This is a genomic window from Acinetobacter qingfengensis, assembly GCF_008693185.1.
GTDB classification, from domain to species: domain Bacteria; phylum Pseudomonadota; class Gammaproteobacteria; order Pseudomonadales; family Moraxellaceae; genus Acinetobacter; species Acinetobacter qingfengensis.
The window spans coordinates 39,406-64,408 of sequence record NZ_VXKN01000006.1; the positions used below are offsets into that span (position 1 = coordinate 39,406).

Annotated in this window: 27 protein-coding genes; 5 read left to right on the forward strand and 22 right to left on the reverse strand. The window is 39.5% G+C overall.

The window, feature by feature from the left end; translation table 11 throughout:
* Positions 1–122: 122 nt before the first annotated feature.
* The 4 genes from F4V57_RS09110 to purM all read right to left on the reverse strand — a co-directional run bounded on the left by F4V57_RS09110 (position 123) and on the right by purM (position 4,287).
* A complete protein-coding gene (locus F4V57_RS09110; protein ID WP_070068551.1) occupies positions 123–743 on the reverse strand; it encodes a phosphoadenosine phosphosulfate reductase domain-containing protein in 621 nt (206 codons plus the stop codon).
* 222 nt (positions 744–965) lie between these two features.
* A complete protein-coding gene (locus tag F4V57_RS09115; RefSeq protein WP_070068550.1) occupies positions 966–2,318 on the reverse strand; it encodes an OmpP1/FadL family transporter in 1,353 nt (450 codons plus the stop codon).
* Between the two features lie 274 nt (positions 2,319–2,592).
* Complete coding sequence (gene purN / locus F4V57_RS09120; RefSeq protein WP_070068549.1) at positions 2,593–3,219, reverse strand: phosphoribosylglycinamide formyltransferase; 627 nt, start codon at positions 3,217–3,219, stop codon at positions 2,593–2,595.
* Positions 3,220–3,222: 3 nt separating this feature from the next.
* The gene (gene purM, locus F4V57_RS09125; RefSeq protein ID WP_070068548.1) at positions 3,223–4,287 is read right to left on the reverse strand and encodes a phosphoribosylformylglycinamidine cyclo-ligase; all 1,065 of its coding nucleotides are present in this window, start codon (positions 4,285–4,287) and stop codon (positions 3,223–3,225) included.
* Positions 4,288–4,559: 272 nt separating this feature from the next.
* Here purM and F4V57_RS09130 point away from each other — a divergent pair, with 272 nt between their 5' ends.
* Positions 4,560–5,759: an AI-2E family transporter gene (locus F4V57_RS09130; RefSeq protein WP_070068547.1), complete on the forward strand. Its 1,200-nt coding sequence runs from the start codon at positions 4,560–4,562 to the stop codon at positions 5,757–5,759.
* A 40-nt stretch (positions 5,760–5,799) separates the two neighbouring features.
* Complete coding sequence (locus F4V57_RS09135) at positions 5,800–6,510, forward strand: DnaA ATPase domain-containing protein (RefSeq protein ID WP_070068546.1); 711 nt, start codon at positions 5,800–5,802, stop codon at positions 6,508–6,510.
* A gap of 58 nt (positions 6,511–6,568) precedes the next feature.
* On the opposite strand, the gene F4V57_RS09140 is transcribed toward F4V57_RS09135, so the two are convergent.
* The 5 genes from F4V57_RS09140 to F4V57_RS09160 form a co-directional block, all read right to left on the reverse strand.
* On the reverse strand, positions 6,569–6,964 hold the full coding sequence (locus tag F4V57_RS09140) for a hypothetical protein (RefSeq protein WP_070068545.1): 396 nt from the start codon (positions 6,962–6,964) through the stop codon (positions 6,569–6,571).
* Complete coding sequence (locus F4V57_RS09145) at positions 6,954–7,274, reverse strand: hypothetical protein (protein WP_070068544.1); 321 nt, start codon at positions 7,272–7,274, stop codon at positions 6,954–6,956. Before F4V57_RS09145 ends, F4V57_RS09140 begins: the two co-directional genes overlap by 11 nt.
* Positions 7,275–7,285: 11 nt before the next feature.
* Complete coding sequence (locus F4V57_RS09150) at positions 7,286–7,915, reverse strand: RNA polymerase sigma factor (protein WP_081409132.1); 630 nt, start codon at positions 7,913–7,915, stop codon at positions 7,286–7,288.
* Between the two features lie 149 nt (positions 7,916–8,064).
* Positions 8,065–8,844, reverse strand: a complete 780-nt coding sequence (locus F4V57_RS09155; RefSeq protein WP_070068542.1) for a TrmH family RNA methyltransferase — start codon at positions 8,842–8,844, stop codon at positions 8,065–8,067.
* Between the two features lie 48 nt (positions 8,845–8,892).
* Positions 8,893–9,867, reverse strand: coding sequence for a class 1 fructose-bisphosphatase (locus F4V57_RS09160; RefSeq protein WP_070068541.1), 975 nt, complete (start codon positions 9,865–9,867; stop codon positions 8,893–8,895).
* A 176-nt stretch (positions 9,868–10,043) separates the two neighbouring features.
* Between F4V57_RS09160 and F4V57_RS09165 the strand changes: the two genes are divergently transcribed.
* Positions 10,044–10,244: an NF038105 family protein gene (locus tag F4V57_RS09165; RefSeq protein ID WP_070068540.1), complete on the forward strand. Its 201-nt coding sequence runs from the start codon at positions 10,044–10,046 to the stop codon at positions 10,242–10,244.
* A gap of 25 nt (positions 10,245–10,269) precedes the next feature.
* On the opposite strand, the gene pal is transcribed toward F4V57_RS09165, so the two are convergent.
* The 6 genes from pal to ybgC form a co-directional block, all read right to left on the reverse strand.
* Positions 10,270–10,854 (reverse strand): peptidoglycan-associated lipoprotein Pal, encoded by a 585-nt coding sequence (gene pal, locus F4V57_RS09170; protein ID WP_070068539.1) that lies wholly within the window; start codon positions 10,852–10,854, stop codon positions 10,270–10,272.
* Positions 10,855–10,894: 40 nt separating this feature from the next.
* A complete protein-coding gene (tolB, locus tag F4V57_RS09175) occupies positions 10,895–12,181 on the reverse strand; it encodes a Tol-Pal system beta propeller repeat protein TolB (protein WP_070068538.1) in 1,287 nt (428 codons plus the stop codon).
* A 144-nt stretch (positions 12,182–12,325) separates the two neighbouring features.
* Complete coding sequence (gene tolA / locus F4V57_RS09180; RefSeq protein WP_070068537.1) at positions 12,326–13,717, reverse strand: cell envelope integrity protein TolA; 1,392 nt, start codon at positions 13,715–13,717, stop codon at positions 12,326–12,328.
* A 14-nt stretch (positions 13,718–13,731) separates the two neighbouring features.
* Positions 13,732–14,175 carry a protein TolR gene (gene tolR / locus F4V57_RS09185; RefSeq protein ID WP_141729194.1) on the reverse strand — a complete coding sequence of 148 codons (444 nt, stop codon included), beginning with the start codon at positions 14,173–14,175 and terminating at the stop codon, positions 13,732–13,734.
* A complete protein-coding gene (gene tolQ, locus F4V57_RS09190; RefSeq protein WP_070068535.1) occupies positions 14,175–14,873 on the reverse strand; it encodes a protein TolQ in 699 nt (232 codons plus the stop codon). The genes tolR and tolQ overlap by 1 nt, the downstream gene beginning before the upstream one ends.
* 19 nt (positions 14,874–14,892) lie before the next feature.
* The gene (gene ybgC, locus F4V57_RS09195; protein WP_070068534.1) at positions 14,893–15,300 is read right to left on the reverse strand and encodes a tol-pal system-associated acyl-CoA thioesterase; all 408 of its coding nucleotides are present in this window, start codon (positions 15,298–15,300) and stop codon (positions 14,893–14,895) included.
* Between the two features lie 201 nt (positions 15,301–15,501).
* Between ybgC and F4V57_RS09200 the strand changes: the two genes are divergently transcribed.
* Positions 15,502–16,401 carry a D-hexose-6-phosphate mutarotase gene (locus F4V57_RS09200; protein ID WP_070068533.1) on the forward strand — a complete coding sequence of 300 codons (900 nt, stop codon included), beginning with the start codon at positions 15,502–15,504 and terminating at the stop codon, positions 16,399–16,401.
* A gap of 2 nt (positions 16,402–16,403) precedes the next feature.
* On the opposite strand, the gene ruvB is transcribed toward F4V57_RS09200, so the two are convergent.
* The 7 genes from ruvB to F4V57_RS09235 form a co-directional block, all read right to left on the reverse strand.
* Complete coding sequence (gene ruvB / locus F4V57_RS09205) at positions 16,404–17,408, reverse strand: Holliday junction branch migration DNA helicase RuvB (RefSeq protein WP_070068532.1); 1,005 nt, start codon at positions 17,406–17,408, stop codon at positions 16,404–16,406.
* 17 nt (positions 17,409–17,425) lie between these two features.
* Positions 17,426–18,031, reverse strand: coding sequence for a Holliday junction branch migration protein RuvA (gene ruvA / locus F4V57_RS09210; protein WP_070068531.1), 606 nt, complete (start codon positions 18,029–18,031; stop codon positions 17,426–17,428).
* A 67-nt stretch (positions 18,032–18,098) separates the two neighbouring features.
* Positions 18,099–18,680 (reverse strand): nucleotidyltransferase family protein, encoded by a 582-nt coding sequence (locus F4V57_RS09215; protein ID WP_070068530.1) that lies wholly within the window; start codon positions 18,678–18,680, stop codon positions 18,099–18,101.
* A 35-nt stretch (positions 18,681–18,715) separates the two neighbouring features.
* The gene (locus F4V57_RS09220; RefSeq protein ID WP_070068529.1) at positions 18,716–20,053 is read right to left on the reverse strand and encodes a deoxyguanosinetriphosphate triphosphohydrolase; all 1,338 of its coding nucleotides are present in this window, start codon (positions 20,051–20,053) and stop codon (positions 18,716–18,718) included.
* Between the two features lie 317 nt (positions 20,054–20,370).
* The gene (locus F4V57_RS09225) at positions 20,371–21,390 is read right to left on the reverse strand and encodes an HlyD family secretion protein (protein ID WP_070068527.1); all 1,020 of its coding nucleotides are present in this window, start codon (positions 21,388–21,390) and stop codon (positions 20,371–20,373) included.
* 16 nt (positions 21,391–21,406) lie between these two features.
* The gene (locus F4V57_RS09230) at positions 21,407–21,619 is read right to left on the reverse strand and encodes a DUF1656 domain-containing protein (RefSeq protein WP_070068526.1); all 213 of its coding nucleotides are present in this window, start codon (positions 21,617–21,619) and stop codon (positions 21,407–21,409) included.
* The gene (locus F4V57_RS09235) at positions 21,616–23,730 is read right to left on the reverse strand and encodes an FUSC family protein (protein WP_070068525.1); all 2,115 of its coding nucleotides are present in this window, start codon (positions 23,728–23,730) and stop codon (positions 21,616–21,618) included. Before F4V57_RS09235 ends, F4V57_RS09230 begins: the two co-directional genes overlap by 4 nt.
* A 352-nt stretch (positions 23,731–24,082) precedes the next feature.
* Between F4V57_RS09235 and F4V57_RS09240 the strand changes: the two genes are divergently transcribed.
* Entirely contained in the window at positions 24,083–24,844 is a 762-nt protein-coding gene (locus F4V57_RS09240) for an IclR family transcriptional regulator (protein ID WP_070068524.1), read from the forward strand.
* Positions 24,845–25,003: the final 159 nt, after the last annotated feature.

The window sequence follows — 25,003 nt, forward strand, 5'->3', positions numbered from 1 at the left end:
TCAACTACTTTAGCATATTTTAGAATAGACTGAATATTCAACCAAAGTGAATTAAATGAATGATTGAGAAAATAAGAAAGGAGCATCATGGACACTCCTCGAATAGTCTGATTGAAATACGATCAGTGACTCAGGTGTAAGCCACATTCGCGATGTTCTTCACCTTTGGTCGGGTCATAGTAATCTTCATTATCAGGAAGATTGTGTTTCTGCATGTATTCCCATAAATCTTTGGCTGTCCATTTAAGTAATGGTGCAACTTTAATTAATCCGTCTGGATTGATGCTGACTGGATCCATACCAGCACGTACCGCTGTATCCGTTGCACGTAATGCTGTAAACCAGATTTTTGGCGCAGTTTCACGTAATGCACGTTCAAATGGTTCTAGTTTAACTTCAGTAGTAAATGCTTCATGTTTTGGATCATCAAGTGCTGGTACAGGTCCTTCTAGTGCTTCACGGTGTGCCCGGGAGCGTCTGGGTAAATAGGTTAGAAGATTGAGATTTAAACGTTGGGTAATTTCATCAACATAGCGATAAGTTGTTTCAGTATTATAACCATTGTCCATCCAAACCACCTGAATATCAGGTTTAACCTGAGTGAGCAGATGGAGAATCACTGCCTCAAATGGGCGGAAATTTGTGGTTACAATGGCTTTTTCATTTAAACTTAATGCCCATTTAATTAATTGTTCTGCATCATCACCATATTCTGCATTAATACGATCTAGATCTAAACTCATAAGAACTTTACCTATTTGTATAAAAAATCAAGTTGGGATTTGCCTACCTGACGAGATACTATTTCAATAGCATCATGATAAAGCAATTCTGGAATAAGCGTTATTGTTGTACGAAAATATTTGTTGAGGATTTTATATAAACAATTAAAAGATTAGAGTAAAAGATATTGATAAGAAAACAGGGCATATTGTTGCCCTGTTTTAATGGATGGAAAAAATAGATTAGAAGCGATAACCGAGTTTTAAACCATAAACAATTGCATGACCATCAGAGAATTCTCCTGCGGCAGTATGTGCACCTGTTTGTGCATCAGCATCACCTAGCCAGAAGTATTTTATACCACCGGCTACGAAGTAATTAGCAGCAGGGCTATATTGTGCGCCTAGACCCACATTCCAGTAACCTTCAGTTGGGCCAAGTGTGGTTACAGGATTACCTGCACCGCTGTCCCAGCCAACAGAAGCTGTGCCTGACCATTTTTCGCTAAATTTACGACCTACACCAGCAGTAACGCTCCATTGATCTTTGGAGTAATCAACAAGATTAAAGCCTTTAGACGAACCTGCTGCAATTTGAGTTACTACTTCAGAAACTTTACCAAATTGATAAGGACGGATAGAGAAATTTTTCCAGTTTACCCAGCGAATATTTGCAAAGGCAATAGTATTTTCCATAATACCAGTCTGTAAATCTAGATTGACAGATTGTGGTGTCGTAATTTTGGTTTTGCCTTGTTCACTTGTCGCTGCGGTAAATTGAGCAACTCCGGCACCTAATGTTGGGCTAATTGCAGATATTGTTGAAGATAATGAACCTAGAGACGATGCTAGAGGGACATTTTCATTCGTTGTCATCTCATGGTCAATTTCGGAACGATAAGTTAAAGATGCTTTTAGAGCAATTTCAGGAATTTGATAGGCAAAACCCGCTAACCAACCCCAACTACCATCTTCTTTAAAATTAGCATCGTAACCATTGTATAGACTATAGGTGCTGCCACGTAAATTCACAGTACCTTTAATGGTTTGATAAACAGGTCCAGCATAAAAATTCCAGTTCTCATTTGGCTGAAAACCTAATACCAATGAAAGATTGTGACTAGTTACAGAAACTTTTGTATCGCCTGTGACTTGTGAGTTACCTGTAATTGTACTTAGAGCCTGATTACTATTAATTTGTGAAACGACACCAGACACTGAAGAGGGTAAAGAGCTGGTAATAGAGCTTGGTAAAACTGCATCGGTTGGTTTAGAAACAAAGTTACTGTTTCCAGAGTATTCAGCATTTGCACCAAAGGGTTGATCATAAATCAAACCAAAAGAGAAATGTTCAGTTGGCTGGATTTTTATAGCTGTATTGAGCTGATGATAGCTTTTGGCCATATCACCCGTATCATTACCTGAGGTATCTTTACCTTCAACGGTTGGGTCAAGTACAGCACCGCCTACTTCAAAGTAATTGCCTGATTGTAAAAATGGAGAAATGGACTGACCTGAGCGGTCAAGAGCTGCAGCAAACGCTCCTGACATCGGTAAGGCACATGCAATCGCTATAGATAGAGTTTTGATTTTCATTGTCATCAATCCATGAACAAGTGAGTTGAATAATCCCTACCAAAATTGGCAAAAATCACCAATCTTAGTGATAGATATACGAATCTATGAGATTAATATAACGGTATCTCTTTCAAAAACCCATAGTTTTTGTAGAAAAAATGGAGATTTGATTTAATTTGTTGATAATAAATTATTTTTAAAAAAAACTAAGTGGTAAAAAATACCTATTGTGTTTTTTGCGGCTTTATGGTTAAGAATTAATCTAGTCTGGTAAAACCTTTAGCAATCAATATTATGGATTGCTAAAGCATAAAGGACGATAAAGTGGTGATGCATTAAAAATTACAGTATTATTTTTTAGATATAATTGTCCTGAGCATAACCATTCCACAACTAATGGATAGATAAAATGTTCTAGGTGGTGTACCTTTTGTGCCAAAGAGTGAGCAGTATCATGAGCAAGTACCTGTAAACTACCTTGCGCAATTGCCTGACCCGCATCAAGTTCTGCTGTTACAAAATGAACAGTACACCCATGTAGGGTATCCCCGGTATTTAAGACACGCTGATGTGTATGCATACCTTTATAGGCAGGCAATAAAGAAGGGTGAATGTTAATCATCTTACCTTGCCATTTTTTGACAAAGTTACTGGTTAGAATACGCATAAAACCAGCGAGGATGACCAAATCAACCTCCCACGCAATTAATTGTTCATGCATTTGTTCATCAAAGCTTTCTCTATCTGGAAAGTCCTGATGAGAAATGATGGCAGTTGAAATATTGGCCTGTTTGGCGCGATCAATTGCAAAGGCATTGGCTTTATTGCTCAACACCCCTACGATTTTACCTGAAAGCTTGGCATCAATTAATGCTTGTAAATTACTGCCATTTCCAGAAACTAAAACTGCAATACGCATAATTTAAGCAAATACTACTCGAATTTTTTCATCTGCATCTTTTACAGATGCTGCATCAGCTTCAATTACTCCAATTTTCCATGCAGTTTCGCCTTGTTGGCTTAATACTTCAATTGCTTGATCTGCATCATTGGCATCAATCGCAATGATCATGCCCACGCCGCAGTTAAACGTACGATACATTTCAAATTGCTCAACCTGACCTTGTTGTTGTAGAAAGCTAAACAATGTCGGCCATTGCCATGAAGTTTCATCAATACGGGCACGTAAACCATCTGGAAGTACGCGTGGTACATTACCCGGTAAACCACCACCGGTAATATGTGCCATAGCATGTACATCTACTTGTTTGCAAAGTTCAAGTACAGGCTTTACGTAAATGCGGGTTGGTTCCATGACAACATCACTTAATGACTTACCATCAAGTTGGGTATTGAGATCAATATTCTTAACATCAATAATTTTACGAACCAATGAGTAGCCATTTGAATGAGCACCACTGGATGCAAGGCCAATCAGGATATCACCAGCTTTGACTTTTGATCCGTCAATAATTTTACTGTGTTCGACAACGCCTACAGCAAATCCCGCAAGATCATAATCTTCGCCTTCATACATGCCTGGCATTTCGGCAGTTTCGCCACCGACTAATGCACATCCTGCAAGTTCACATCCTGCTCCAATTCCGCTAACAACATTGGCTGCAACATCTACATTCAAATGTCCAGTTGCATAGTAGTCCAGAAAGAATAGTGGTTCTGCACCTGTCACCAATAAATCATTGACGCACATTGCAACAAGATCTTGTCCAATTGTATCGTGTTTATTGAGTTGTAATGCTAATCTGAGTTTAGTACCAACACCATCTGTGCCTGAAACCAACACAGGTTCTTCATAACCTTTTGGAATTTTACATAATGCGCCAAAACCACCTAAGCCACCCATAACTTCCGGGCGAGTTGTACGTTTTGCTACAGATTTAATTCGTTCGACCAGCAGATCGCCAGCTTCGATATCGACTCCAGCATCTTTATAGCTTAAACCAGTATTAGAAGTTGAATTGCTCATAAGTGATTCAGTGATGTTTCTGCATTGGCGCCAGATTATACCTGAATCACAGGTTTATGGACAGTTGATAAATAGATTTTGTTGCCTGCTAATGTGGTATGAGATAGGCTCAGTAAAGATACAGGACGTTGTTGATTATTAGATTTACAGATCAAATGTCTATAGACCCTACAAAACTCTTGTGATTTTTCTCCAGCAAAATGGTATCTTTTCTTAAAATATTTGCATTTTGCAAAGAAATTAATTATCGAAAAAGAACAGGATAATGAAGTATGCGTGATCCAGTATTGAGAAGAATATTTATTCTGGCTGGAATGGTGCTATTTTTCTGGGTGATTTATTTATTGTCACCTGTTGTCATTCCGTTTGTCATTGCATTTTTTATTGCTTATTTATTCAGCCCTATTGTTGCAAAGCTACAAAAAATTGGTTTACCGCGCTGGTTATCGATTAGTTTTGTGTTTGTTGCCATTATTGTGGTGATGATTTTAATTGGCTGGTATATCGTACCAATGGCGTGGGCACAATTATTGTATGCTCGCGATCATATTCCGGAAATGATTCATTGGATTAATGAAACATTTTTACCATGGGCTTCCTCAACATTTAATCTGGAACCGATGGAAGTGAATACTGATGAAATTTCTAAATCAATTATGGATTATATTCAGACCAATTATAGTGTAAATAATATTCAGGATATTGTCTTACGTTTGGCACAATCTGGATTAAACTTTATACAAATTGGTGGAACGTTGGTGTTAGTGCCAATTATTACTTTTTACTTTTTACTGGATTGGGAAAAAATGTTGCATCACATGCAACGCATGATTCCTCGACCAATGGAATCGAATGTCATCCAAATTGCCAAAGAATGTCATGAGGTGCTGGGTGCATTTGTCAAAGGTCAGTTTTTGGTGATGATCTTATTAGGATTGGTTTATGCTGTGGGGTTGCAATTAATTGGCTTGCATGTTGGTTTAATTATTGGAATTGTTGCTGGTTTGGCCAGTATTATTCCTTATTTGGGCTTTGCAATTGGTATTATTGCTGCGGTTGTTGCAACTTTTTTACAGTTTGGTGTGGATTGGGTGCAATTGGCTTTAGTCGGTATGGTCTTTATGATTGGGCAGGCCATAGAAGGCTATGTATTACAGCCATTTTTGCTCGGAGATAAAATCGGTTTGTCACCAGTTGCCGTAGTTTTTGCCGTGTTGGCTGGCGCTCAATTATTTGGTTTTGTAGGCATGTTAATCGCATTACCCGTTGCTGCAATTATTGTAGTATTATTAAGACACTTACGGGATAGCTATGAAAAAAGTACATGGTATGGTGCGAAATCTGTTGCAACTACAGATGGTACTGTGAATATTGATGTTCATGTTTCGGATGAGAAGCAGGTCAATATAGAATGTAGTACTGATGAACAACATAAAACTGAGTCAGCGCAAATAGTCAAAAAGGATGAATAACATCATTATCTATACTACATTTTCATGAGGTTTTATTGAGATGCGTCAATTACAGCTGGATATAGAACCTCATCTGGATGCAAAAATCAGTGATTTTGCAGGACCTAGCTGGGCGCCTGTTATTGATAATATTCGTCAGTTACACACAGGTTTAATTAAACAATTCTATATTTATGGCGAAGCCGGAACCGGAAAATCGCATTTGTTGAGTGCAATTTGCGATTCTTATCTTGATGTTGGAAAAACAGCAATTAAAGTTTCTTTGCTGGAATTACTTGATGCACCAGTGGAAGCAATTCAGGCATTGGATATGTATGATCTGGTTGCTTTGGATGATATCGAAGCCATTAATGGTATGATTCAATGGCAAAAGGCGATTTTTCATCTGATTAATCTGAATTATGAAGGAACAGGGCAATTGGTCTTTTCTTCCAGATTTGCACCAACTGAATTGCGTTTACAGTTTCCAGATCTCCAATCCAGATTAACTCAAGCTGTGAGTATTCGTATTCCCAATGGACAGCAATTTAATGATCGTCAGGCTTTGTTAAAGGCAGTCATGTTAAGGCGAGGCTGGCAGTTTGATCGCCAGATTATTGATTATTTATTAATTAATGGTCCTCAGAAAACAGCTTCATTGTTGCAAACACTGGAGCGTCTGGAGCAATTGCTTAAAGGTGAGCAAATTAAATTGTCTGTTGCTAAGCTCAAACAAATTTTTGCTTTAATTGATGAATATAGTAAAAGCTAATTAATGATTACTATTACTTAAATTGATAGAGGTGAGGTAATGGCAACACCTCTATTGTTTATTCAATGCTGCCATACTGTGTAATAAGTTGTTGCCGCAATTGCTCTCTTTTGATCGGATCAGTAGTCGAATCAAATTGTTTCTTTAAATGATTGCGTTCTTTACTACTGAGGTTTTGCCAAGCTAGGCGCATTTTCTGCTGCTCCTGCTCAGACAATCCACAAAACCATTCCATACGTTTTTTTAAATCCAGTTTTTGCTGATCATCACGCATGGCTTGATATGCTTGTATAAGCTGTTGTTGCTGGGTTTTATCCAGATTTTTACATTCACTTAATTGTGCTTCAGTATCATCCCCGGAGAGTGTCCAGAAACGCTCCATACCCGCATAGCTAACCGCAGTAAAACCAAATAATGCAGTAATCAAAAGAGCATAATGCGTCTTAACTGCCATGTTTGTTATCCTCACCCATGACAAGCAACATTTCCAAATCATCTGCCAATTGAGGGGTTAATTTCTGAGAATTGACATTTACTTGCTGTGGTTGAACATTTTTTTGCATTACATCATTTGGAACAATGACGATACCAGTAATTGCTGCTGCTAAAGCAAATCCTGTAACTCCCCAACGATTGAATCTGTGATGTCGTTTCTCTTCCAGACGAGCATACACACCATCAATGACGGTATGGCGATGTTGATGATCCTGTGCTTTCTGGTTAAGTGTTTCAATTATTTTTTCTTTAAGCTGATTGTCATGCATAGCATTGAACCTCAATCATCTGAATTCAAATGTGCTAAGGTTGATTTTAAACTTTGTATTGCACGGTGATAGTGGGTTTTTACACTACCTTCGCTGCAATCCATAATTTTGGCCGTTGTTGCAGTATCAAATCCTTCCCATGCACGCAACATAAAAGCTTGTTGTTGGCGTACGGGTAGTGCCTGTATTGCTGCATAAATCTCATCATAAGTAAGATCATTCAGCAATTGTGTACTTGGTTCGATTTGATTTTGATCTGCAATATCAAATTCCTGATCATCTTCATCTGCAATTGGATTGAGTTTAAGCCAACCAAAACGTTGCGAGCGCCTTGCTTCCTTTCGCCGCCAATCCATAAGTTTATGATTCAGTATGGTATAAAACAGTGGATACCATTCTTCAGTCGGTTTATCGGAATAATTCTGGTGTAGGGAGATAAATGCTTCCTGCACCAAATCCATGGCAACATCCTGTTGACCTTGACACGCATTTTCCATCATTACTAACGCACGACCACTTATCTCTTGCATAAAGAGCTGTAAACGTTTTTCAAGACTTAAAGTTGCATCTTTTTGTTGAGAAGAATGCGAAGAGTTTTTCGTCTTGGGCGAAAGATCCATTGAAATGGAAAGTCCTGTCATGCGCCAACCTTGATTGAATCAACTATCTATATAACGTTGAGAAACTCAATCCGGTTGACAAAAAAAGAATAATTTTTACCAGTTTAAAGTAAAATAAATCAAATAAGAAAATTTCTAACACAAATACGGATAAAGTTAACAAAATCTGTTTATTTTAAAAGACGTTGTCGCATCATTTCAAATAAACAAACTGATCCGGCAATGGCAACATTTAATGATTCCTGACCACCAGGTTGAGGAATAGTAACAGCTTTGGCCTGTTCAAGTAAAACAGGATGTACGCCTTGCCCTTCATTACCTAATATCCAGACTAAAGGCTGAGTTAAATCTATATTGTAAATACTGGTCGGGCGATGAGAACTTGTTGCGAGAATCGGGATATTGAAAGTATTTAAAATATCGTGGTAATCGGCATTTTCAAATAAATTCAGGGTGAAATGTGCGCCCATTGCTGCACGCAAGACACGAGGTGACCATAGACTTGCAGTGCCTTTTGTGGCAATAATTTGTCGTACACCTACAGCCGCAGCAGAACGCAATAATGTCCCAACATTACCCGGATCTTGGATATGATCAAGAATTAAAGTGTCTAGCGTAGATTTCCAGTGTGCATCGGATTCAGGTTGCTGAATGATCGCCATTAAAGGCGTGGCCTGAGTGAGTGTACTTAGGCTTTTATAAATTTGCTCAGGTAAAATAAAAACAGGACAGTTAATTTGAGTAAGTGCTATCTGATTTTCAGGGTGTTGTAATCCGGTTTCTGTAATGAAAACACTTTGTGGTTGTTGTTTGCTATTGAGATAACTTTCGATGAGGTGTGCACCTTCCAGAATGGTCTGTGCATGCTTTTTACGAGTAGAAGGTTGCTCAATCAGTCCACGTAAATGTTTGAGTTTTGGATTCTCTTTGGACTGAATAAATTGCTGCATTCTTTTACTCGCAAAAGTCATATTATAACAGGCGTTATCTTGATGGTTCTAGGCTTGATGATAATCAACCAGACGATCCACTTCAGCTTTTGCACCAAGAATAACCGGAATCCGTTGATGCAGGCCTTCTGGGACAATGGTTAAAATGTCCTGACGTCCTGTAGAAATTTTACCACCGGCCTGTTCTACAATAAGTCCTAATGGATTGGCTTCATACATTAAACGTAAACGACCAGCTTTTTGAGGATCCTTGCTGTCATAAGGGTACATAAAAATACCACCACGTGTCAGAATACGGTGGACGTCACCAACCATACAGGCTACCCAGCGCATATTAAAGTCTTTACCACGAACACCGGTTGTACCTTCGAGTAATTCATTAATGTAACGTTTGACGGGTGCTTCCCAATGACGTTGATTGGAGGAATTAATGGCAAACTCCTGAGTTTGTTCTGGAATTTTTACACCATCAACGGTAAGATAAAATTCATGTTGTTCCGGATCTAGTGTAAACATGTGTACGCCTTGGCCTGTTGTGAAGACCAACATGGTGGATGGACCATACATCACGTAACCAGCAGCAACCTGATCAGCACCTTTTTGGAAAAAATCAGCTGTGGTTGCTGTATTTTCGGAGGCTTTTAAAATCGAAAAAATTGTGCCTACACACATATTGATATCAATATTGCTTGAACCATCCAGGGGATCAAATAAAACTAAAAATTCACCATTTTGTTGAGCAGGGGTCATATCGTCCAGCTCTTCTGACGCTATAGCTGCAACAGATGAGTGTTGGGTAAGGGCATCGACCAGTAAATCATTAGAAATCACATCTAATTTTTTTTGTGTTTCTCCCTGAACATTTTCATGTTCTGCACTGCCTAAAACACCGGCAAGTGCACCTTTTTGTAAAGCTAAGTCAATTGTTTTACAAGTATTTGCTATAGTTTCAATAAGTTGAGATAAATTTTCAGTCAAATGCGTTGATTGCTTTAAGAATTGTCCCAGTGAAACATTTGACATAGAAAAAACTCCAAAATTTTGATGTGGCTAGTATAAGACATAATCGGAATAAAAATGCATTAGACCTCTGAAAAATTGTGTTATTTCGATACAATAAACACGCAACACCCCTTGCACTTTTTTTCGGTCATGCTAGTTTTAAATTTAAGATGGTACGAGGATCAGGGAGTGTATATATGACGAAGATGACATTTGACAAGATGCCAACTGAAATTGAAGAAACAACAGTTGAGCCGATTGAAAAAGAAACCATGCAACAAGCTTGGCAAGCCTATGAAGTCAAATCTGAATATAAAACATTTAATAAGCATGATATGATTGAATCAATGTTGCCGGTTGATCCAGAACAGACAGACGAAAAAAGTAGCTTCAATTGAGCTACTTTTTAGTTTTTGAGATGAATTAACGCTTGGTGCTTAGTAGAGGTGGTACAGCTTCATAGTTAATTTCTACCCGGCGATTTTCACGCCACGCATTTTCATCATGACCCAGATTTACCGGCTGTTCCTTACCATAGCTCACAGTTTCCAGTTGGTTTTGATTAACGCCATTTGATAATAAAAATGCAGCAACAGATTTTGCACGACGTTCACCAAGTGCCATGTTGTATTCACGTGTACCACGTTCATCTGTATGACCGACTAACGCAACACGGGAACTGGCATTGGCAACCAGATATTGTGCATGTGCTTGTAAGGTTTGATAGTCTTCATTGGAAATATTGCTGCTGTCATAGTCAAAATGCACAACACGTTTTGCCAGAAAAGGGCGGTTTGCATCAGTGACACCAGCCGCTGATCCACCACGTTGATCAATATTGGCATAGGGGTCATTAAGTGCGGAAGTGTTGGCACCGGTATTGTTTACCGTACTTCCATTATTGATGACGGTAGGTTCTGTGGCAGGTTTACGACTTGCACAGCCAGTCATGATCAATGCGCCTAGTACCACAGGTAAAAGTAACAATTTATAATGCATTGCAATCATCCTCCTTATGGATGTTTATAACGTATCTTATCTTGCAGTGTTATTTTGGTGCCCATGCTGGTTCTCTAACTTCACCATCTTCGCTTGGCAAATTCATGCGGAAGCGTCCATCAACAGACATGACAGACAGTAATCCTCGATTACCTTCACGAGTAGCATAAACCACCATTTGTCCATTTGGTGAAAAGCTTGGAGATTCGTCTAGAGAAGTCGGAGTAAGAATACTGAATATACCAGAACTTAAATCCATTAAGGCAACTTTATAGCTATTGCCTGATGGACGGTGAACTAAGGCAAGTTTTTTCCCATCAGCACTAATAGAGCCACGTGCGTTAAATGCACCATTAAATGTTATCCGTTTGATGGCGTTATCAGCAAAGTTATAGCGGTAGATTTGTGCTGAACCACCACGATCCGAAGTAAAAATAAATGCTTTACCATCAGGAGTATAACGTGCTTCGGTATCAATGGCATTATCACGTGTCAGACGAGTAACCTGTTTGTTATTGAGATTTAACTGGTAAACTTCCGGATTGCCGTCCATCGATGCTGTAAATAGCATATTTTGGCCATCTGGTGAAAAACTCGGAGCACCATTTAAGCCTTTAAAGCTGGTCAGTAATTGCCGTTGTCCTGTGGCGAGATCTTGTAAGTAAATAGCCGGTCGTTTGGTTTCAAATGATACATAAGCGATTTTTTTGGCATCGGGTGTCCATGCCGGAGAAAGAATAGGTTCTGGTGAGGTAAGAATAGTCTTTGGTTCAGCACCATCTGTGTCAGCAATCTGTAAAGTATAGCGCTCAGCCGGATTTTTCTGGTTACGTAGAACATAGGCGATACGTCCGCTAAAATCGCCTTGAATGCCTGTAAGTGCTTGATAAATTGCATCACTAATTAAATGGGCTGCTTGTCGCAAACGGTTAGCCGGTGCTGTAATTTGTTCGTTGAGTAACCATTGTTGTTTGTCAGTGTCGAAGAGTTGATAACGAATTTGAAAGTTTCCATCAGGTAATTGGGTAGTTTGACCCATTACAACATAAGGAATACCTGCATTTTTCCATACTGACACATTCATTTGGCTAGGAGAATTGGGTGTTGCTGGTAAATTGCTGGTTGTACTGCTGAATCGTCCCGAACGGTTAAGATCACTGTTTACGATAGGGAAAATAGTATTGTCATTGTTAAATGGCACAATGGCGATTTGTGGTGCATGTTCTGGAGCTTTTTCGATTTCCAGATGTAATTGTGCAAAAGCAGATTGTATAAATAATGGACTGCCGGAAAGCAATAGTGCCAAGGCCAAATGTTTTAACTTTAATGACTTCATCACAAGAATTCTGCAATAAATTGAAATATGGCACTTTTGTAGCAGAGCTAGACAATAAAATCTATGTTCACAATGTAAAAAATTATAAGCAAACTACAAAAGAAAATGTGGTAGAGACAAATGTGATAAATCAATTAACAACATTTATTTTACCCTAAAATTTGATGTGACTTCACGTGCAGCTAAACGTGCATCAGGATCATCGGGCATAGGATAAGGGGCTGCTGCATAAACTGCTTGCTTAATCGACGCATCTACATTTGCATCACCACTGGATTTTGTGACACGGAAAGACACAACGCTGCCTGATGCACTGAGTGTAAAACGAACACCGACTGTTTTACCTGAACCATCTGTTGGTGGATTCCATGCACCATAAATTTTTTGTGAGAATTTAGCTTTAGCGTCTGAGGCTATCTTACGTGCTTGTGCTTTGTTGTTTGCTGCAGATTCAGCAGCTTTTTTCTCTGCGGTAGCTTTGGCGTCAGCATCTTTACGTGCTTGTGCAGCTTTAGCGTCAGCCGCTTTTTTAGCATCAGCGTCTTTACGTGCTTGTGCAGCTTTAGCGTCAGCCGCTTTTTTAGCATCAGCGTCTTTACGTGCTTGTGCAGCTTTAGCATCAGCCGCTTTTTTAGCATCAGCGTCTTTACGTACTTGTGCAGCTTTAGCATCAGCCGCTTTTTTTGCGTCAGCATCTTTACGTGCTTGTGCAGCTTTAGCATCAGCCGCTTTTTTTGCGTCAGCATCTTTACGTGCTTGTGCAGCTTTAGCGTCAGCCGCTTTTTTAGCATCAGCGTCTTTACGTGCTTGTGCAGCTTTAGCATCAGCCGCTTTTTTAGCATCAGCCTCTTTACGTGCTTGTGCAGCTTTAGCGTCAGCCGCTTTTTTAGCATCGGCGTCTTTACGTGCTTGTGCAGCTTTAGCATCAGCAGCTTTTTTGGCATCAGCCTCTTTACGTGCTTGTGCAGCTTTAGCGTCAGCCGCTTTTTTAGCATCAGCGTCTTTACGTGCCTGAGCAGCTTTAGCGTCAGCCGCTTTACGGGCTGCTTCAACTTGCGCTTTTTTTGCAGCTTGTTCTTTTTCTTTTGCAGCCTGTTCGGCTTGTTGACGGGCTTTAGCATCAGCAATTTTAGCAGCTTCAGCTTTCGCTTTAGCAGCTTCCGCAGCACGTTGCTGAGCTTCTTGTTGAGCTTTGGCCGCTTCTTGTTGTTGAGCTTCCGCAAGTTGTTGCTGTTTAATTAATTCTGGATTGGGTTGATCAGGAACAGGATGAATTTGTTCTGGCGTTTCAGCGATTTCATTGGCTTGAGTCGTAGGCGCTTCTGTTTCTGCCGGAGCTTGTGTAAGTTCTTGAGGTGGTTGTTGTAACTGCTCAAGCTGTTCAGGGCTGATAAGTACAGTCTTTAAAGGTTCTGGTGGTTTTGGTAGTTGTGCATCGGCAAAAAAATACAAAGTACCCAATACGATTGCATGTATACCGACAGTAAATGCAATGGCGAGGGGTTTTTGTTTAAACTGTTTCTGTTGTAGATGCATAACCAGATTTCAATCTATTTTAGAGGTTGAGTAACCAGACCGACTTGAGTCAGGCCAGCCTGTTGAAGGTTAGACATAAGCTGCATTACTTGACCATAAGCAACACTTTGGTCGCCTTCAATCATGACATTAATGTCGGGATTTTCTTGGTGTGCAGCAATCAATATTTTTTCAATTTCTGCCAGGCTTAATTGTTCGCGTTGCTGATTTTGTTGTTTGAGGAAAAACTTCCCATCTTTATCAATGCTCACGATATAAAGGGCGGGAGCATTTTGACCTGTTTGATCTTGTTGATGGACTTTAGGCAAATCAACATTTACTGTACTGGTAATCATGGGGGCGGTCACCATGAAAATTACCAGCAATACCAACATAACATCGATATACGGCACGACATTCATGTCACTTTTGAGTGGTTTTTTTATACGGGCGAAACGAACGGATTGACGTGCCATGATCAGTCTTCCAATTCAGGTGCCAACGTTTGACGCTGTAAACGTGCGCTCATTTCTTCGGCAAATAATGCCCGATTTTCATAAAGTGACTCGCCTTTTGCCGTAAAATGGTTAAAGGCTAGTACCGCTGGAATTGCTGCAAATAAACCAATCGCTGTTGCAATGAGTGCCTCCGCAATACCCGGTGCTACAGTGGCAAGCGTCACCTGTTCTGCGCTGGATAAACCAATAAATGCCGTCATGATTCCCCACACCGTACCAAACAATCCGACATAAGGTGCTACTGAGCCAATACTGGCTAGTGCACTTAATCCATGTTCCAGACCAGCTTGTTCGCGGGAAAGGCTGACGCGCAAAATACGTTCTGTGCCGTCAAGACTTTGTTGTAGATTTGCCTGACGTTTCTGTAATTTGTGATATTCACTATAACCATCATGAAAAATATTTTCTAAACCTTCACGATTAGGCTTGGTTTGGGCATTTTTGAATAAGGTTGCGAGTTCAGCACCTGACCAGAAAATTTTATTAAATTGTTGATCCTGTTGACCGGCCTTTTTGAAGCCGATGGATAGTCTGGCAATCAGATACCAGCTATAAAGCGATGCCAGTAATAATGCAAACATGACCAATTGAACGACCACACCTGCGTGTAAAATTAAGCTTATTACATTTAAAGATTGTTCAGTAGTTGCAGCTGGCATAGCGAAATGTACCAAAAATTTAGTTTTCTTGGAGTTGTTCAAGAATCATGGATTTAAGTTGATCAGGTAATTTACGTGGGCGCATGTCGTTACCAAGACAGGCCAGAACCACTTCACCTGAAGCCAAAAGTATTTCACCACGATAAATTTCCTGCTGCAAGGTAAATGATGCAGATTTGCAAGAAATTACACGAGCGGTAACAGTAAGCAAGTCATCCATTAAAATAGGTTTAAGATATTTAACAGAAATCTCACGGACAACGAAATTATAATCGGTTTGATGCCAGTAATGATCAATTCCTGCTGCACGCAACCATTCGGTACGGGTACGTTCCATGTAACGAATATGATTGGCATGATAGACAATCCCGCCAGCATCGGTATCTTCAATATAAACACGGATGGGAAAGGTAAAATAATTTGCCATGATATGGTCCATTGTCACTACAGATGAGAAAAAACTTGATAAAAATAAAAGATAGCAGTTCAGTATGCTTTATTTACGTACTGAGTCTGGCCTTAGGTCAGGGGCTGAAAGTTTAACATAATGAAAATTTGCTCAAATGGCACAAGTGTTCAAAGCACAGATCATTTAAACTTAAATCACAAGATATTCAAGAGAGAATTTATGTCCAATCTGCCGGGTATACATTTACAACAAGTCAATTCACACGGTGAAACAGCGTTTGATCTTATCAATGTCGATAATGCATTTTGTCAGGCACAAATTGCCTGTCAGGGTGCACAGGTTTTGTATTATCGGCAAAAAAATCCGCAACTAAAATCGCGCACTGAATTATTATGGTTATCTGAAAAAAATCAATTTAATGGACAAAAAGCCATTCGTGGCGGTATTCCGCTATGTTTTCCATGGTTTGGCGCACATCCACAACAAAAAAGTTATCCTGCACATGGTTTTGCTCGTAATCTAATCTGGCATTTACAACAGATCACTTTTGATGAACAGACTGGACATACTCTGCAATTTATCTTAAAAGATGATGCATATACCCGACAATACTGGGATTATGCTTTTGAATTACAGATGACAATTTTTTGTGGTACCACATTGGAGATTGCACTGGAAGTAAAAAATCTTGATCAGAAGCCCTTTGATTTTACATTTGCATGGCACAGCTATTTTTCTATTACACATATTCAAAATATTCAAATTTCAGGGTTTGAACATACACAATTTATTGATCAGTTGTTACCTGAAACAAAATTTTTTCAGGAAAATCATGTGATTAATATTTCACAGGAAACGGATCGGATTTATCCAGTTGCTTGTGGGCAATATCAAATTCTGGATCAAGACACAGTGATTACTATTGATAGTTTACAGGCTAAAAGTAGTGTGGTCTGGAATCCGTGGATTGAGAAAACCAAACGTTTAAATGATGTAGCGGAAGATGCTTGGCAGAAATTTGTATGTGTTGAATGTGGGCAAATTGGTCAGCCGATCATTTTGCCTGTAGGTCAAAGTCAGACGTTTTATCTGACTTTAACCAGAAAAAACCATCAATAGGTTTAATTTTTGGGTTCAGGAGGTGTTAAGCCAAATTGTAAATAGGCCTGATTGGTTGCAATTCGGCCTCGTGCAGTGCGCATAACATAACCTTGTTGGATCAGGTATGGTTCAATGACATCCTCAAGTGTGCCACTGTCTTCAGCCATGGCTGCTGCCAGTGCCTCAACACCTGCCGGGCCGCCATCAAAGCGTTCTAATAACATGGATAAATAGCGGCGATCTAGTGTATCTAAGCCATCTTTATCCACATTCAACATATCCAGTGCGCGCTGAGCCATTTCTTGGGTAATTTCCCCGGTACCTTTAACCTGTGCATAATCGCGTACTCGGCGTAATAAACGGTTGGCAATTCGAGGCGTACCACGGGAACGTCTGGCAATTTCTAATGCACCATCTTCTGTCATAGGAACATCCATCAGTCGGGCAGAACGTGCCACGATGCTGGATAAATCGGCAACTGAATAAAATTCCAGACGTTGTACGATGCCAAAACGATCCCGTAAAGGTGAAGTGAGTAATCCTGCACGAGTTGTTGCTGCTACAAGGGTAAACGGAGGTAAATCCAGTTTAATTGAGCGAGCAGCCGGCCCTTCACCAATCATAATATCAAGTTGATAGTCTTCCATTGCTGGGTAGAGAATCTCTTCAATGACTGGAGAAAGACGGTGAATTTCATCGATAAACAGTACATCACCTTCTTCCAGATTGGTCAGCATGGCGGCTAAATCACCTGCACGTTCAAGTACAGGACCTGAGGTAGATTTTAAATTGCCACCCATTTCCCGTGCAATGATATTGGCCAGCGTGGTTTTCCCCAATCCGGGCGGACCAAAAATTAGGGTATGATCCAGTGCTTCGCCACGACCACGGGCAGCACCAATAAAAATTTCCATCTGTTCACAAACAACGGGTTGACCGACATAATCAGCCAGTGAAGTCGGGCGGATGGCACGATCAAAATGATCTTCGGGTTTTTCAGTACCACTGATTAGACGATCTTGCATAGATGATCTTTATCTCATTATTTCATCATGGATTTTAGTGCAGCACGGATCAGTTCTGCACTTTCTGTAAAGTCACCTTTTACCGCAGAAACTGCTTTTTGTGCTTCAATTGGTTTATAACCTAAAGCAATCAAGGCAGCTTCTGCTTCCGTGACAGGTGAATCTGGCAATAATTGCAGACGTTCCAGACTTGGTGTGGCAGATGTGGCAGATGATTTACCCAAAGCTTTGAAGCGATCCCTTAACTCAATAATCAAGCGTTCAGCAGTTTTTTTACCGATTCCCGGGACTTTGATCAGGGTATTAATATCTTCATGTTCAATGGTGTGAATGAGCATGTCTACACTTAAACTGGAGAGAATAGCCAACGCCATTTTTGCACCAATACCATTGACCTTTAGTAGAGTACGAAAAATAATTTTGTCCTGAATTTCGGAGAAACCATATAATTGCTGTGCATCTTCACGTACTACAAAATGCGTCCATAACGTTACAGTTTGCCCTTTTTGTAACTGACAAAAAGTTGAAAGTGGCGTATCGATTTCATAACCGATACCGGAGACATTTAAAATAACGGTGGGTACTTCAAGATATTGTACTTCACCTGTAAGAGAGCCAATCATAGTGATAATTTCATAAAATTTGGTTAATGATAACGTGACATTGTGGAATTTAAATCCATCAAATTGTTTATTCCGGAAAAACTTTAACTTTCGGCCAACGTTGATTGTAGCATTTGCTCAGAATACGTTGCCGATAAGTTTCAACGCTGACTCTTTTCGGGTTGCGACGGATTTGCATGGCAAACAGATCATCCAATCCATAAGGGGCAATAATTTCAAGTTGATCTTCCGGTGTAAGAAATACTCCTACGCTTGTAGCATACTCCGGCCATGTTGAAATCGCATCCTGTAATGAATGTAATGGTGCAACAGGATGACCAAAATATTGTTCAAACCAGAGATGCACAAAAGCCTGATTGGTAATTTCCCATGAAAAATCTGGTGATTTTTCAGTAATACGTTTTTGATGCTGTTGTTCAATAGACAAGTTTTCCTCGGCATCAAAATAAACCAAATCAATATCACTAAGATAAGACGGTTGTTCATAATGATGTAAATGATCCCAGACTAGATTGCGGACTGCACCGGCACCAATGCACCATGAAGAGAAATTCATATCTCGGCCAATACGAAGAGCTGGCATAAACCAAGCTGAGTTTTCAATGATCAATGTTAATTGCTGTACTAATGTCTTATGGGTGGTTTGCATAATAAGTCATTGATAAGAATGTTTTCTTTTAAAATTTAAAGTAATCCGATTTTATTGCCTTGTAATTCCTGTGCAATCGCATAAGCCTGATGATCAGAAAATTTACTGATCACATCTAGTACCTGCATGACATTATGAAAATGATCATCGGCAAATTGCACGCCTAAACTGTTAAGAATTACCAGCAAACGCTGTTCTTTAAAACTGATTTGGCGCTTGGGATTAGTCAGTGGAATAAAGGCATCCAGAAGATGCTCCAGACTGGCATGTGCTAAAAGTTCCAGATCAGCTTTACTGCGATGATTAAAGATTTTTTCCCGAGCTAAATCTTTGGCAGCCTGAATACCTTGTGCAATATCCGGGCTACAATAATGCAATAAGCCGTATGGTAATTGGCCTGTCAATAATTGTTCGTGATGGTAAGCAAAAGCATTGGTGACTTCATCTACCAGACGCTTCATGACCCGCCCACGTAAGGCTGCAATTTTTTGCTGCCAAGTGGTTTTTTTGCCAAGTTCTTCAGGTAAACCATAATCTGCAATTAGATTGATAAAAAGCGGTTCAACCTCTTCATAACTCAACATGTTTAAAATAATGCCGTCTTCAAGATCAATCAGTGCATAACAAATATCATCCGCAGCTTCGAGTAAATAAGTCAATGGATGCCGGCAATAGTGATATTCGCCGTACTGGATTAATCCAAGTTGTTCTGCGATGAGTTTTAATAGTTCTTTTTCACTACGATAACAGCCGAACTTTGGCCGTAGATGATTGGGTGAGTCATCGTGATCAGAAATACATTGGCTTAACCAAGGATATTTAAGGTATGCACCCAATGTGGCATACGTTAAGCGCATGCCACCGTCATTAGGATGATAATCTAGTCGCGATAAAATTCTTAATCCTTGGGCATTGCCTTCAAACTGGCGTAAATCTGCCCATTGCTCATCGCTAAAATCATATAATTGACTTAAATAAGCCTGATCAAACCAGTCCCGAATGGCATATTCTCCAGCATGACCAAAAGGTGGATTGCCAATATCATGTGCCAGACAAGCTGCCTGAATGATGGCGCCAACATCAGCGGGACTGATCCATGCCGGCAAGTGTTTTTCAATTTTTTCTGCAGCCAACATTCCGAGAGAACGCCCGATGCAGGATACTTCCAGAGAATGAGTTAGGCGGGTATGGATACCATCTTGTTGGGTCAGTGGATGTACTTGAGTTTTTCGGTTTAATTGTCTAAAACTTTGTGAAAATACAATACGGTCATAGTCTTTATGGAATGGGCTGCGTGCTTGTTCTTTTGTACTTTTTTTACTGCCAAGTCGTGATGCGGCAAATAAGCTGATCCAGTTCATTTTTTCGGTCATAGATTAATCTTGTCTAACTTTTATCTTGGTATATTGCCTTCATCATGCCACGAATTGATAAAGAATGCATGTCATTTGCGACATAGTTTGACGTACAAATGAAGATTAAAAATGATGGCGATAAAAACCTTGCATGGCTTTGTTTGTGTTGCAAGGATAAAGATGTTTTTAAGGCCCCTGTCCCGAAAGGTTATGGCTAAAGCTTTCATAAACTTTGTTATGAAACTTGGCAAAGGAGTTACTATTACTTTCATTTCATATTTTGTGTATGTCATTTTAGTTCATAATCGAATACATGACTGAAATGTCAAAAGACCCTAATCTTTTTTTGCCAAAATATGTACAGTGGCAGTGCGGCCTGCAACAAAAGCTAGATTATGAGTTTGATCCTCATCCAGAACAATTTTTACTGGAACACGCTGGGCAAGACGTACCCAGGTAAACGTTGGATTGACATTGGCTAATAAGCCCGAGCTTGTGCTACGTTCACGGTCTTCAATGCCGGAGGCAATGCCTTGTACATGCCCTTTGATTTTATGAGAATCGCCCATTAATTCAACACTGGCTTGATCACCAATATTGATTTTATTGAGTTTGGTTTCTTCGAAATAACCCACCACATACATTTTTTTACGATCAATGAGTGCAGCGATTGCTTGGCCGGTCTGTACATAATTCCCGACACGCAATGAAAAATTGGATAATGTGCCATCTTCTGGTGCCACAACCTGTGAGCGATGTGCATTTAATTTGGCCAGATCAAGCGCACTTTGTGCTACAACCACTGAGGCTTTTTGTTGTTTGACGCTGGCATTGGCCTGTTGCAAGGCAGCAAGCATTTGTTGATACTCGGCATGCGATTGATCACGCTGGGCAAACATTTGATCCTGTTCCTGTCTGGAAATTGCCCCATCCATTAAGGTTGAATAACGCTGCGCATTACGATCAGCCAGTTTGATATCAGCTTTACTTTTGACAATATTGGCTTGTGCGGCAGCGACATTGGCTTCAGATTGTGCCAGACTGGCTTGTGCTTTAGCCAAATCCGATTGTGCCTGTTCAATCGCCAGTTGTTGGCGTGAAGTATCCAGCTTAAACAGAATTTGTCCTTTTTTTACGTTTTGATTGTCCTGTACTAATATTTCTGTCACCAGCCCGGAAACATCAGAGGCCACGTTGATGACATCAGCACGTACACGACCATCCCGTGTCCAGGGTTCATTGTTATAATAATTCCATAAATGCTGAATGGTAAAAATAGCAATGATGAGTACCACAATGAAAATGAGTGGACGCATGAAGGTTTTTAAATCCGGTTTGGATGAAGACGTCGTCATATATGCTTACCTTTTTTCATGTGGTTGAATTTAAGAACACAAACAGACCATGTATGCCAAGTAGGCATACAAAGTACCAGCATAAATAAAAAATATTGGGGAACATAATCCAGCCATGATTATGTAATTTGTCGATGATACGATTGCTAACGATAAATAAAATGTAGGCCAGAATACCCTGAATTAGTAATATAGGAATCAATAATCCATAAAAATCAACTTCACTCATACGGTATTCTCTCTATGGGGTGTAGCTTGTATTTGCAAATGCGCTTGCATTGAGGCGTGACAAATGCTGTAGCGTACATTGTTGATACTCATCCATAGACGGTGTTGAATGTCCTGATTTTGCAGTAAAAAAGATAAATCTCTTATTCTATCCAGACTTTGGAAAATTGCCTGTGTATCAACATGATGATGAATTGGATTTTTTTCAAGTTGCTGAAATGCCTGAAACAGTTTTTGTCGTAAATGCTGAATCTCTTCATGTAGGGCGAAAGGTATATCCTGATGCTGTGCCAATTCTTGTAATCGTGTTAAATCAATGGCAGCACTGGTTTCAATTAATGCCTCATTAATTTGTATTTTTACTTGCTGATCCTGAACCATTTTGTTGGATAACAAGCCTAAACGATCCAACATTCCCCGTACATGAATTTTTAATTGTGAACCAAAAGGTAAATCCAGTGTTTCATACATGGCGCGATAATGTGCAGATAATAAGCGTTGTGCGGTGATATCTGGCGACATGGCTCGGATATAATATAAAGCTAGCACTGGAATAATCGGACCAATCAGTCCGGCAATTGCGGCATCAATGGATGGAATTGGACTAATTTGATAATGATTCTGTAAATTTAATGCCATAATCACATTGATTGATATGGGAAGTCCCAAGCCAGTTAATGGTGGATGTGGGATAAGACACACGGAATAAATCATTACTGGTGCAAGCACAATAGCCAATTGCCAGAATTCCTTTACATCTGGAAGAATAAAAAATAAATACACAAATACAATCAGGGTTGCATAAAGCGTTCCGCGCATAAAGACTTTCAGCGTTGGGATTGGGTTATCCAGTGCGGTCAAAATACAGGCCACTACTGCTGCCATTTGAGCCATCATATAACCATATTGCCAGCCGGAATAAATCCAGATGGCGAATGCAATGGCAACAGAAAAAAACGCAGCTAACCCACCACGCACTGCCACACCATGATCACGGTGCAAACTTGGATAGTGCGTGGTTAACGGTGTAATAAAGTCCGGTAATTTTCGTTCGCCTTTTTGAATCAGTTCCCAAATAAATTTCACGGTATAAATATTCTGAATAAAATGGCGAATATCCATTTTTAGACTTTCCAGAACAATTTGTGCATGTCGAGAATGAGTTTGTTCAATGAGTATTTGAAAATCTTCATGAAAATTTTCAGGCAATACTTGAATTGAAGGAATTGTTATATCTGGTTTTTGTTTTAAAAATACCAGAATATTCTGAATGATGGGTTGCAACTGTTGACGTATTTGTGGTTCAAGTTCATCCAGTTGGGTAAGTCGCTGTGACATGGCAATCAAGTTCACGAATACCAGTGAAAATTGATGCAGTAATTCCTGTAAAGGTTTGGTCATGCCTTTAAGATGTCCTTTTTCATAAGACAAATGTACTGCCAAACCATGGATATCATTGGTATCACGATTAATTGCAGAGATTAAATCTGCTGCACTTCGTGAACTTTGTTTTTCATTGAATAATCGAATAAATACTGATTGTGTTTCGTCAAAAGCTTTTTGTAATCGTTTTTGGATGGCAGTGCCGATATGTAGTGGAAAAATACTGGAAAACACCACCGATGTTACAATTACCGCAACTGAGATTTCCAGAACTCGCCCTAGGGCAATGTCAAACATGGTGTAAGTTGAGGTTGTTGAACTCATATTGTTAATGGCATTGGTTACCACCATGACACAGGTATAACCTGCCAACATAAACATATAACTACGTGGTGTACGATCCAGCAAGGAAATATACAGACAAAAAGCAACCCAGGCTGCAATAATCAACGTAAACAACCATGGTGTATTGATTAGATGCGGTAACATGAGCAAAGCCATGGCTGCACCGAAAAAAGTACCCATCAAGCGATATAAGGCTTTTGAGCTTACCATGCCGGAATACGGATTTGCGAGAATAAACACCGTACCGATTGCCCACATTGGGTAGGGCAAATCCAGCCTGAATGCAATATATAGCGCAACCATGCCGGCAAAAAAAGTCTTGCTGGCAAAAATCAGATCTGTTCTATCTGGACGAAAAGCCAGTAATTGTTTGGTTAGTAACATATCGATGCGCAGAATATAAAAGCAATGACACAAACAGAAAAATTTGTGCTGTAAGAATATGTTGATATTTTGGTTGATAATATTGCTATAGTCAATAAAAATTATCTTATTTTGATAATAGTGTGGATATATTTACAAATTCAATCCCATTAAATTGGGTTAAATTATCCTGATAAGATATGTTTTGTGTTATAACTAATCTGTGCTTGAGTAATTGTAAACTTTAATTAACAATTCTCGTGGGATGTGTGGGAATGTCGCAAATCATAGTGACGGAATCTAATAATTTATCCTGATCATGGATAAACTGTCCACAGACTTAAATTTCAGCAGTTTTTTCAGGTTTTTAGCGATGAGCGTTTCTAGTTTTGCAAAAATATTAACGATACTTGACCTGTTTTCCGTTAATCGTTCGGTAATTAATGTAGATTTGATTTGTCAGGAACTCGGGGTATCCAAGCCGATGGGATATCGTTATCTCAAGGAATTGGTGGATACAGGATTATTAAAAAAATCAACCAATAATGTGGGTGATTATGTGTTGGGATCCAAGGTTGCAGTGTTGGATTATATCTCCAGAACGACTGATCCATTGGTACAGGTCAGTATTCCTGTTATGCAAGATATTGTAAAACGTACAGAAATGTTATGTTTACTGACGGCTCTAGATGGACAACATTGCATTGATATTCATCACGAATCGGTAAAAAACGTGGAAACGCTGGTATATGGACGGGGATGTCCAAGAGTTTTGTCTGCGGGTTCATCTGCAAAAATTATTCTGGCGTATTTACCCAAGAAAATTCAATTGGAATATTATGATTTCTTGGCAGAAGATTTAGCAAAAAGTAAATTTGCTCATTCAGCAGACGAGTTTATTCAGCAAATGCGTAGCATTAAAAAGCAGGGGTTTTACGTATCTAAAGGCGAATTGAGTCCAAATTTCTCCAGTATTTCTGTCCCATTGAAAATTTCCAGTAAAGATGCTCCGTGGGCATTATCTGCGGTAATGTCAAGCAATCGTCTGGAATTTATGAATATTAATAAAGTTGTAGATGTCCTCAAACAAGCAACAGAAGCCATTGAACAGCGTGTAATACTGGAAGACGTTTAAACAAAGGCAATTACATTGATAAATGATATTTTGTGCTATCTGATTAAAAACTTAAACAAGTGATGAAATCAAGCTAACTATTACGCTCTTGTCAAGTGATCATGTTGTTTTAAGAGAGGCATTGGTCTGAATGTTGATAAAAATCGGTTAGCGTCTAGC

Coding starts and splice junctions, on each gene's coding strand:
- F4V57_RS09215 (WP_070068530.1), bottom strand. CDS start 18,680: ATGCAAACCACCCATAAGACATTAGTACAGCAATTAACATTGATCATT.
- F4V57_RS09110 (WP_070068551.1), bottom strand. CDS start 743: ATGAGTTTAGATCTAGATCGTATTAATGCAGAATATGGTGATGATGCA.
- ruvA (WP_070068531.1), bottom strand. CDS start 18,031: ATGATTGGCTCTCTTACAGGTGAAGTACAATATCTTGAAGTACCCACC.
- F4V57_RS09160 (WP_070068541.1), bottom strand. CDS start 9,867: ATGTCAAATGTTTCACTGGGACAATTCTTAAAGCAATCAACGCATTTG.
- F4V57_RS09225 (WP_070068527.1), bottom strand. CDS start 21,390: ATGACGACGTCTTCATCCAAACCGGATTTAAAAACCTTCATGCGTCCA.
- F4V57_RS09135 (WP_070068546.1), top strand. CDS start 5,800: ATGCGTCAATTACAGCTGGATATAGAACCTCATCTGGATGCAAAAATC.
- F4V57_RS09240 (WP_070068524.1), top strand. CDS start 24,083: ATGAGCGTTTCTAGTTTTGCAAAAATATTAACGATACTTGACCTGTTT.
- tolA (WP_070068537.1), bottom strand. CDS start 13,717: ATGCATCTACAACAGAAACAGTTTAAACAAAAACCCCTCGCCATTGCA.
- purN (WP_070068549.1), bottom strand. CDS start 3,219: ATGCGTATTGCAGTTTTAGTTTCTGGAAATGGCAGTAATTTACAAGCA.
- F4V57_RS09165 (WP_070068540.1), top strand. CDS start 10,044: ATGACGAAGATGACATTTGACAAGATGCCAACTGAAATTGAAGAAACA.
- F4V57_RS09200 (WP_070068533.1), top strand. CDS start 15,502: ATGTCCAATCTGCCGGGTATACATTTACAACAAGTCAATTCACACGGT.
- F4V57_RS09155 (WP_070068542.1), bottom strand. CDS start 8,844: ATGCAGCAATTTATTCAGTCCAAAGAGAATCCAAAACTCAAACATTTA.
- F4V57_RS09115 (WP_070068550.1), bottom strand. CDS start 2,318: ATGAAAATCAAAACTCTATCTATAGCGATTGCATGTGCCTTACCGATG.
- F4V57_RS09140 (WP_070068545.1), bottom strand. CDS start 6,964: ATGGCAGTTAAGACGCATTATGCTCTTTTGATTACTGCATTATTTGGT.
- F4V57_RS09230 (WP_070068526.1), bottom strand. CDS start 21,619: ATGAGTGAAGTTGATTTTTATGGATTATTGATTCCTATATTACTAATT.
- tolB (WP_070068538.1), bottom strand. CDS start 12,181: ATGAAGTCATTAAAGTTAAAACATTTGGCCTTGGCACTATTGCTTTCC.
- F4V57_RS09145 (WP_070068544.1), bottom strand. CDS start 7,274: ATGCATGACAATCAGCTTAAAGAAAAAATAATTGAAACACTTAACCAG.
- F4V57_RS09235 (WP_070068525.1), bottom strand. CDS start 23,730: ATGTTACTAACCAAACAATTACTGGCTTTTCGTCCAGATAGAACAGAT.
- pal (WP_070068539.1), bottom strand. CDS start 10,854: ATGATTGCAATGCATTATAAATTGTTACTTTTACCTGTGGTACTAGGC.
- ruvB (WP_070068532.1), bottom strand. CDS start 17,408: ATGCAAGATCGTCTAATCAGTGGTACTGAAAAACCCGAAGATCATTTT.
- F4V57_RS09150 (WP_081409132.1), bottom strand. CDS start 7,915: ATGACAGGACTTTCCATTTCAATGGATCTTTCGCCCAAGACGAAAAAC.
- tolQ (WP_070068535.1), bottom strand. CDS start 14,873: ATGCCAGCTGCAACTACTGAACAATCTTTAAATGTAATAAGCTTAATT.
- ybgC (WP_070068534.1), bottom strand. CDS start 15,300: ATGGCAAATTATTTTACCTTTCCCATCCGTGTTTATATTGAAGATACC.
- F4V57_RS09130 (WP_070068547.1), top strand. CDS start 4,560: ATGCGTGATCCAGTATTGAGAAGAATATTTATTCTGGCTGGAATGGTG.
- F4V57_RS09220 (WP_070068529.1), bottom strand. CDS start 20,053: ATGACCGAAAAAATGAACTGGATCAGCTTATTTGCCGCATCACGACTT.
- purM (WP_070068548.1), bottom strand. CDS start 4,287: ATGAGCAATTCAACTTCTAATACTGGTTTAAGCTATAAAGATGCTGGA.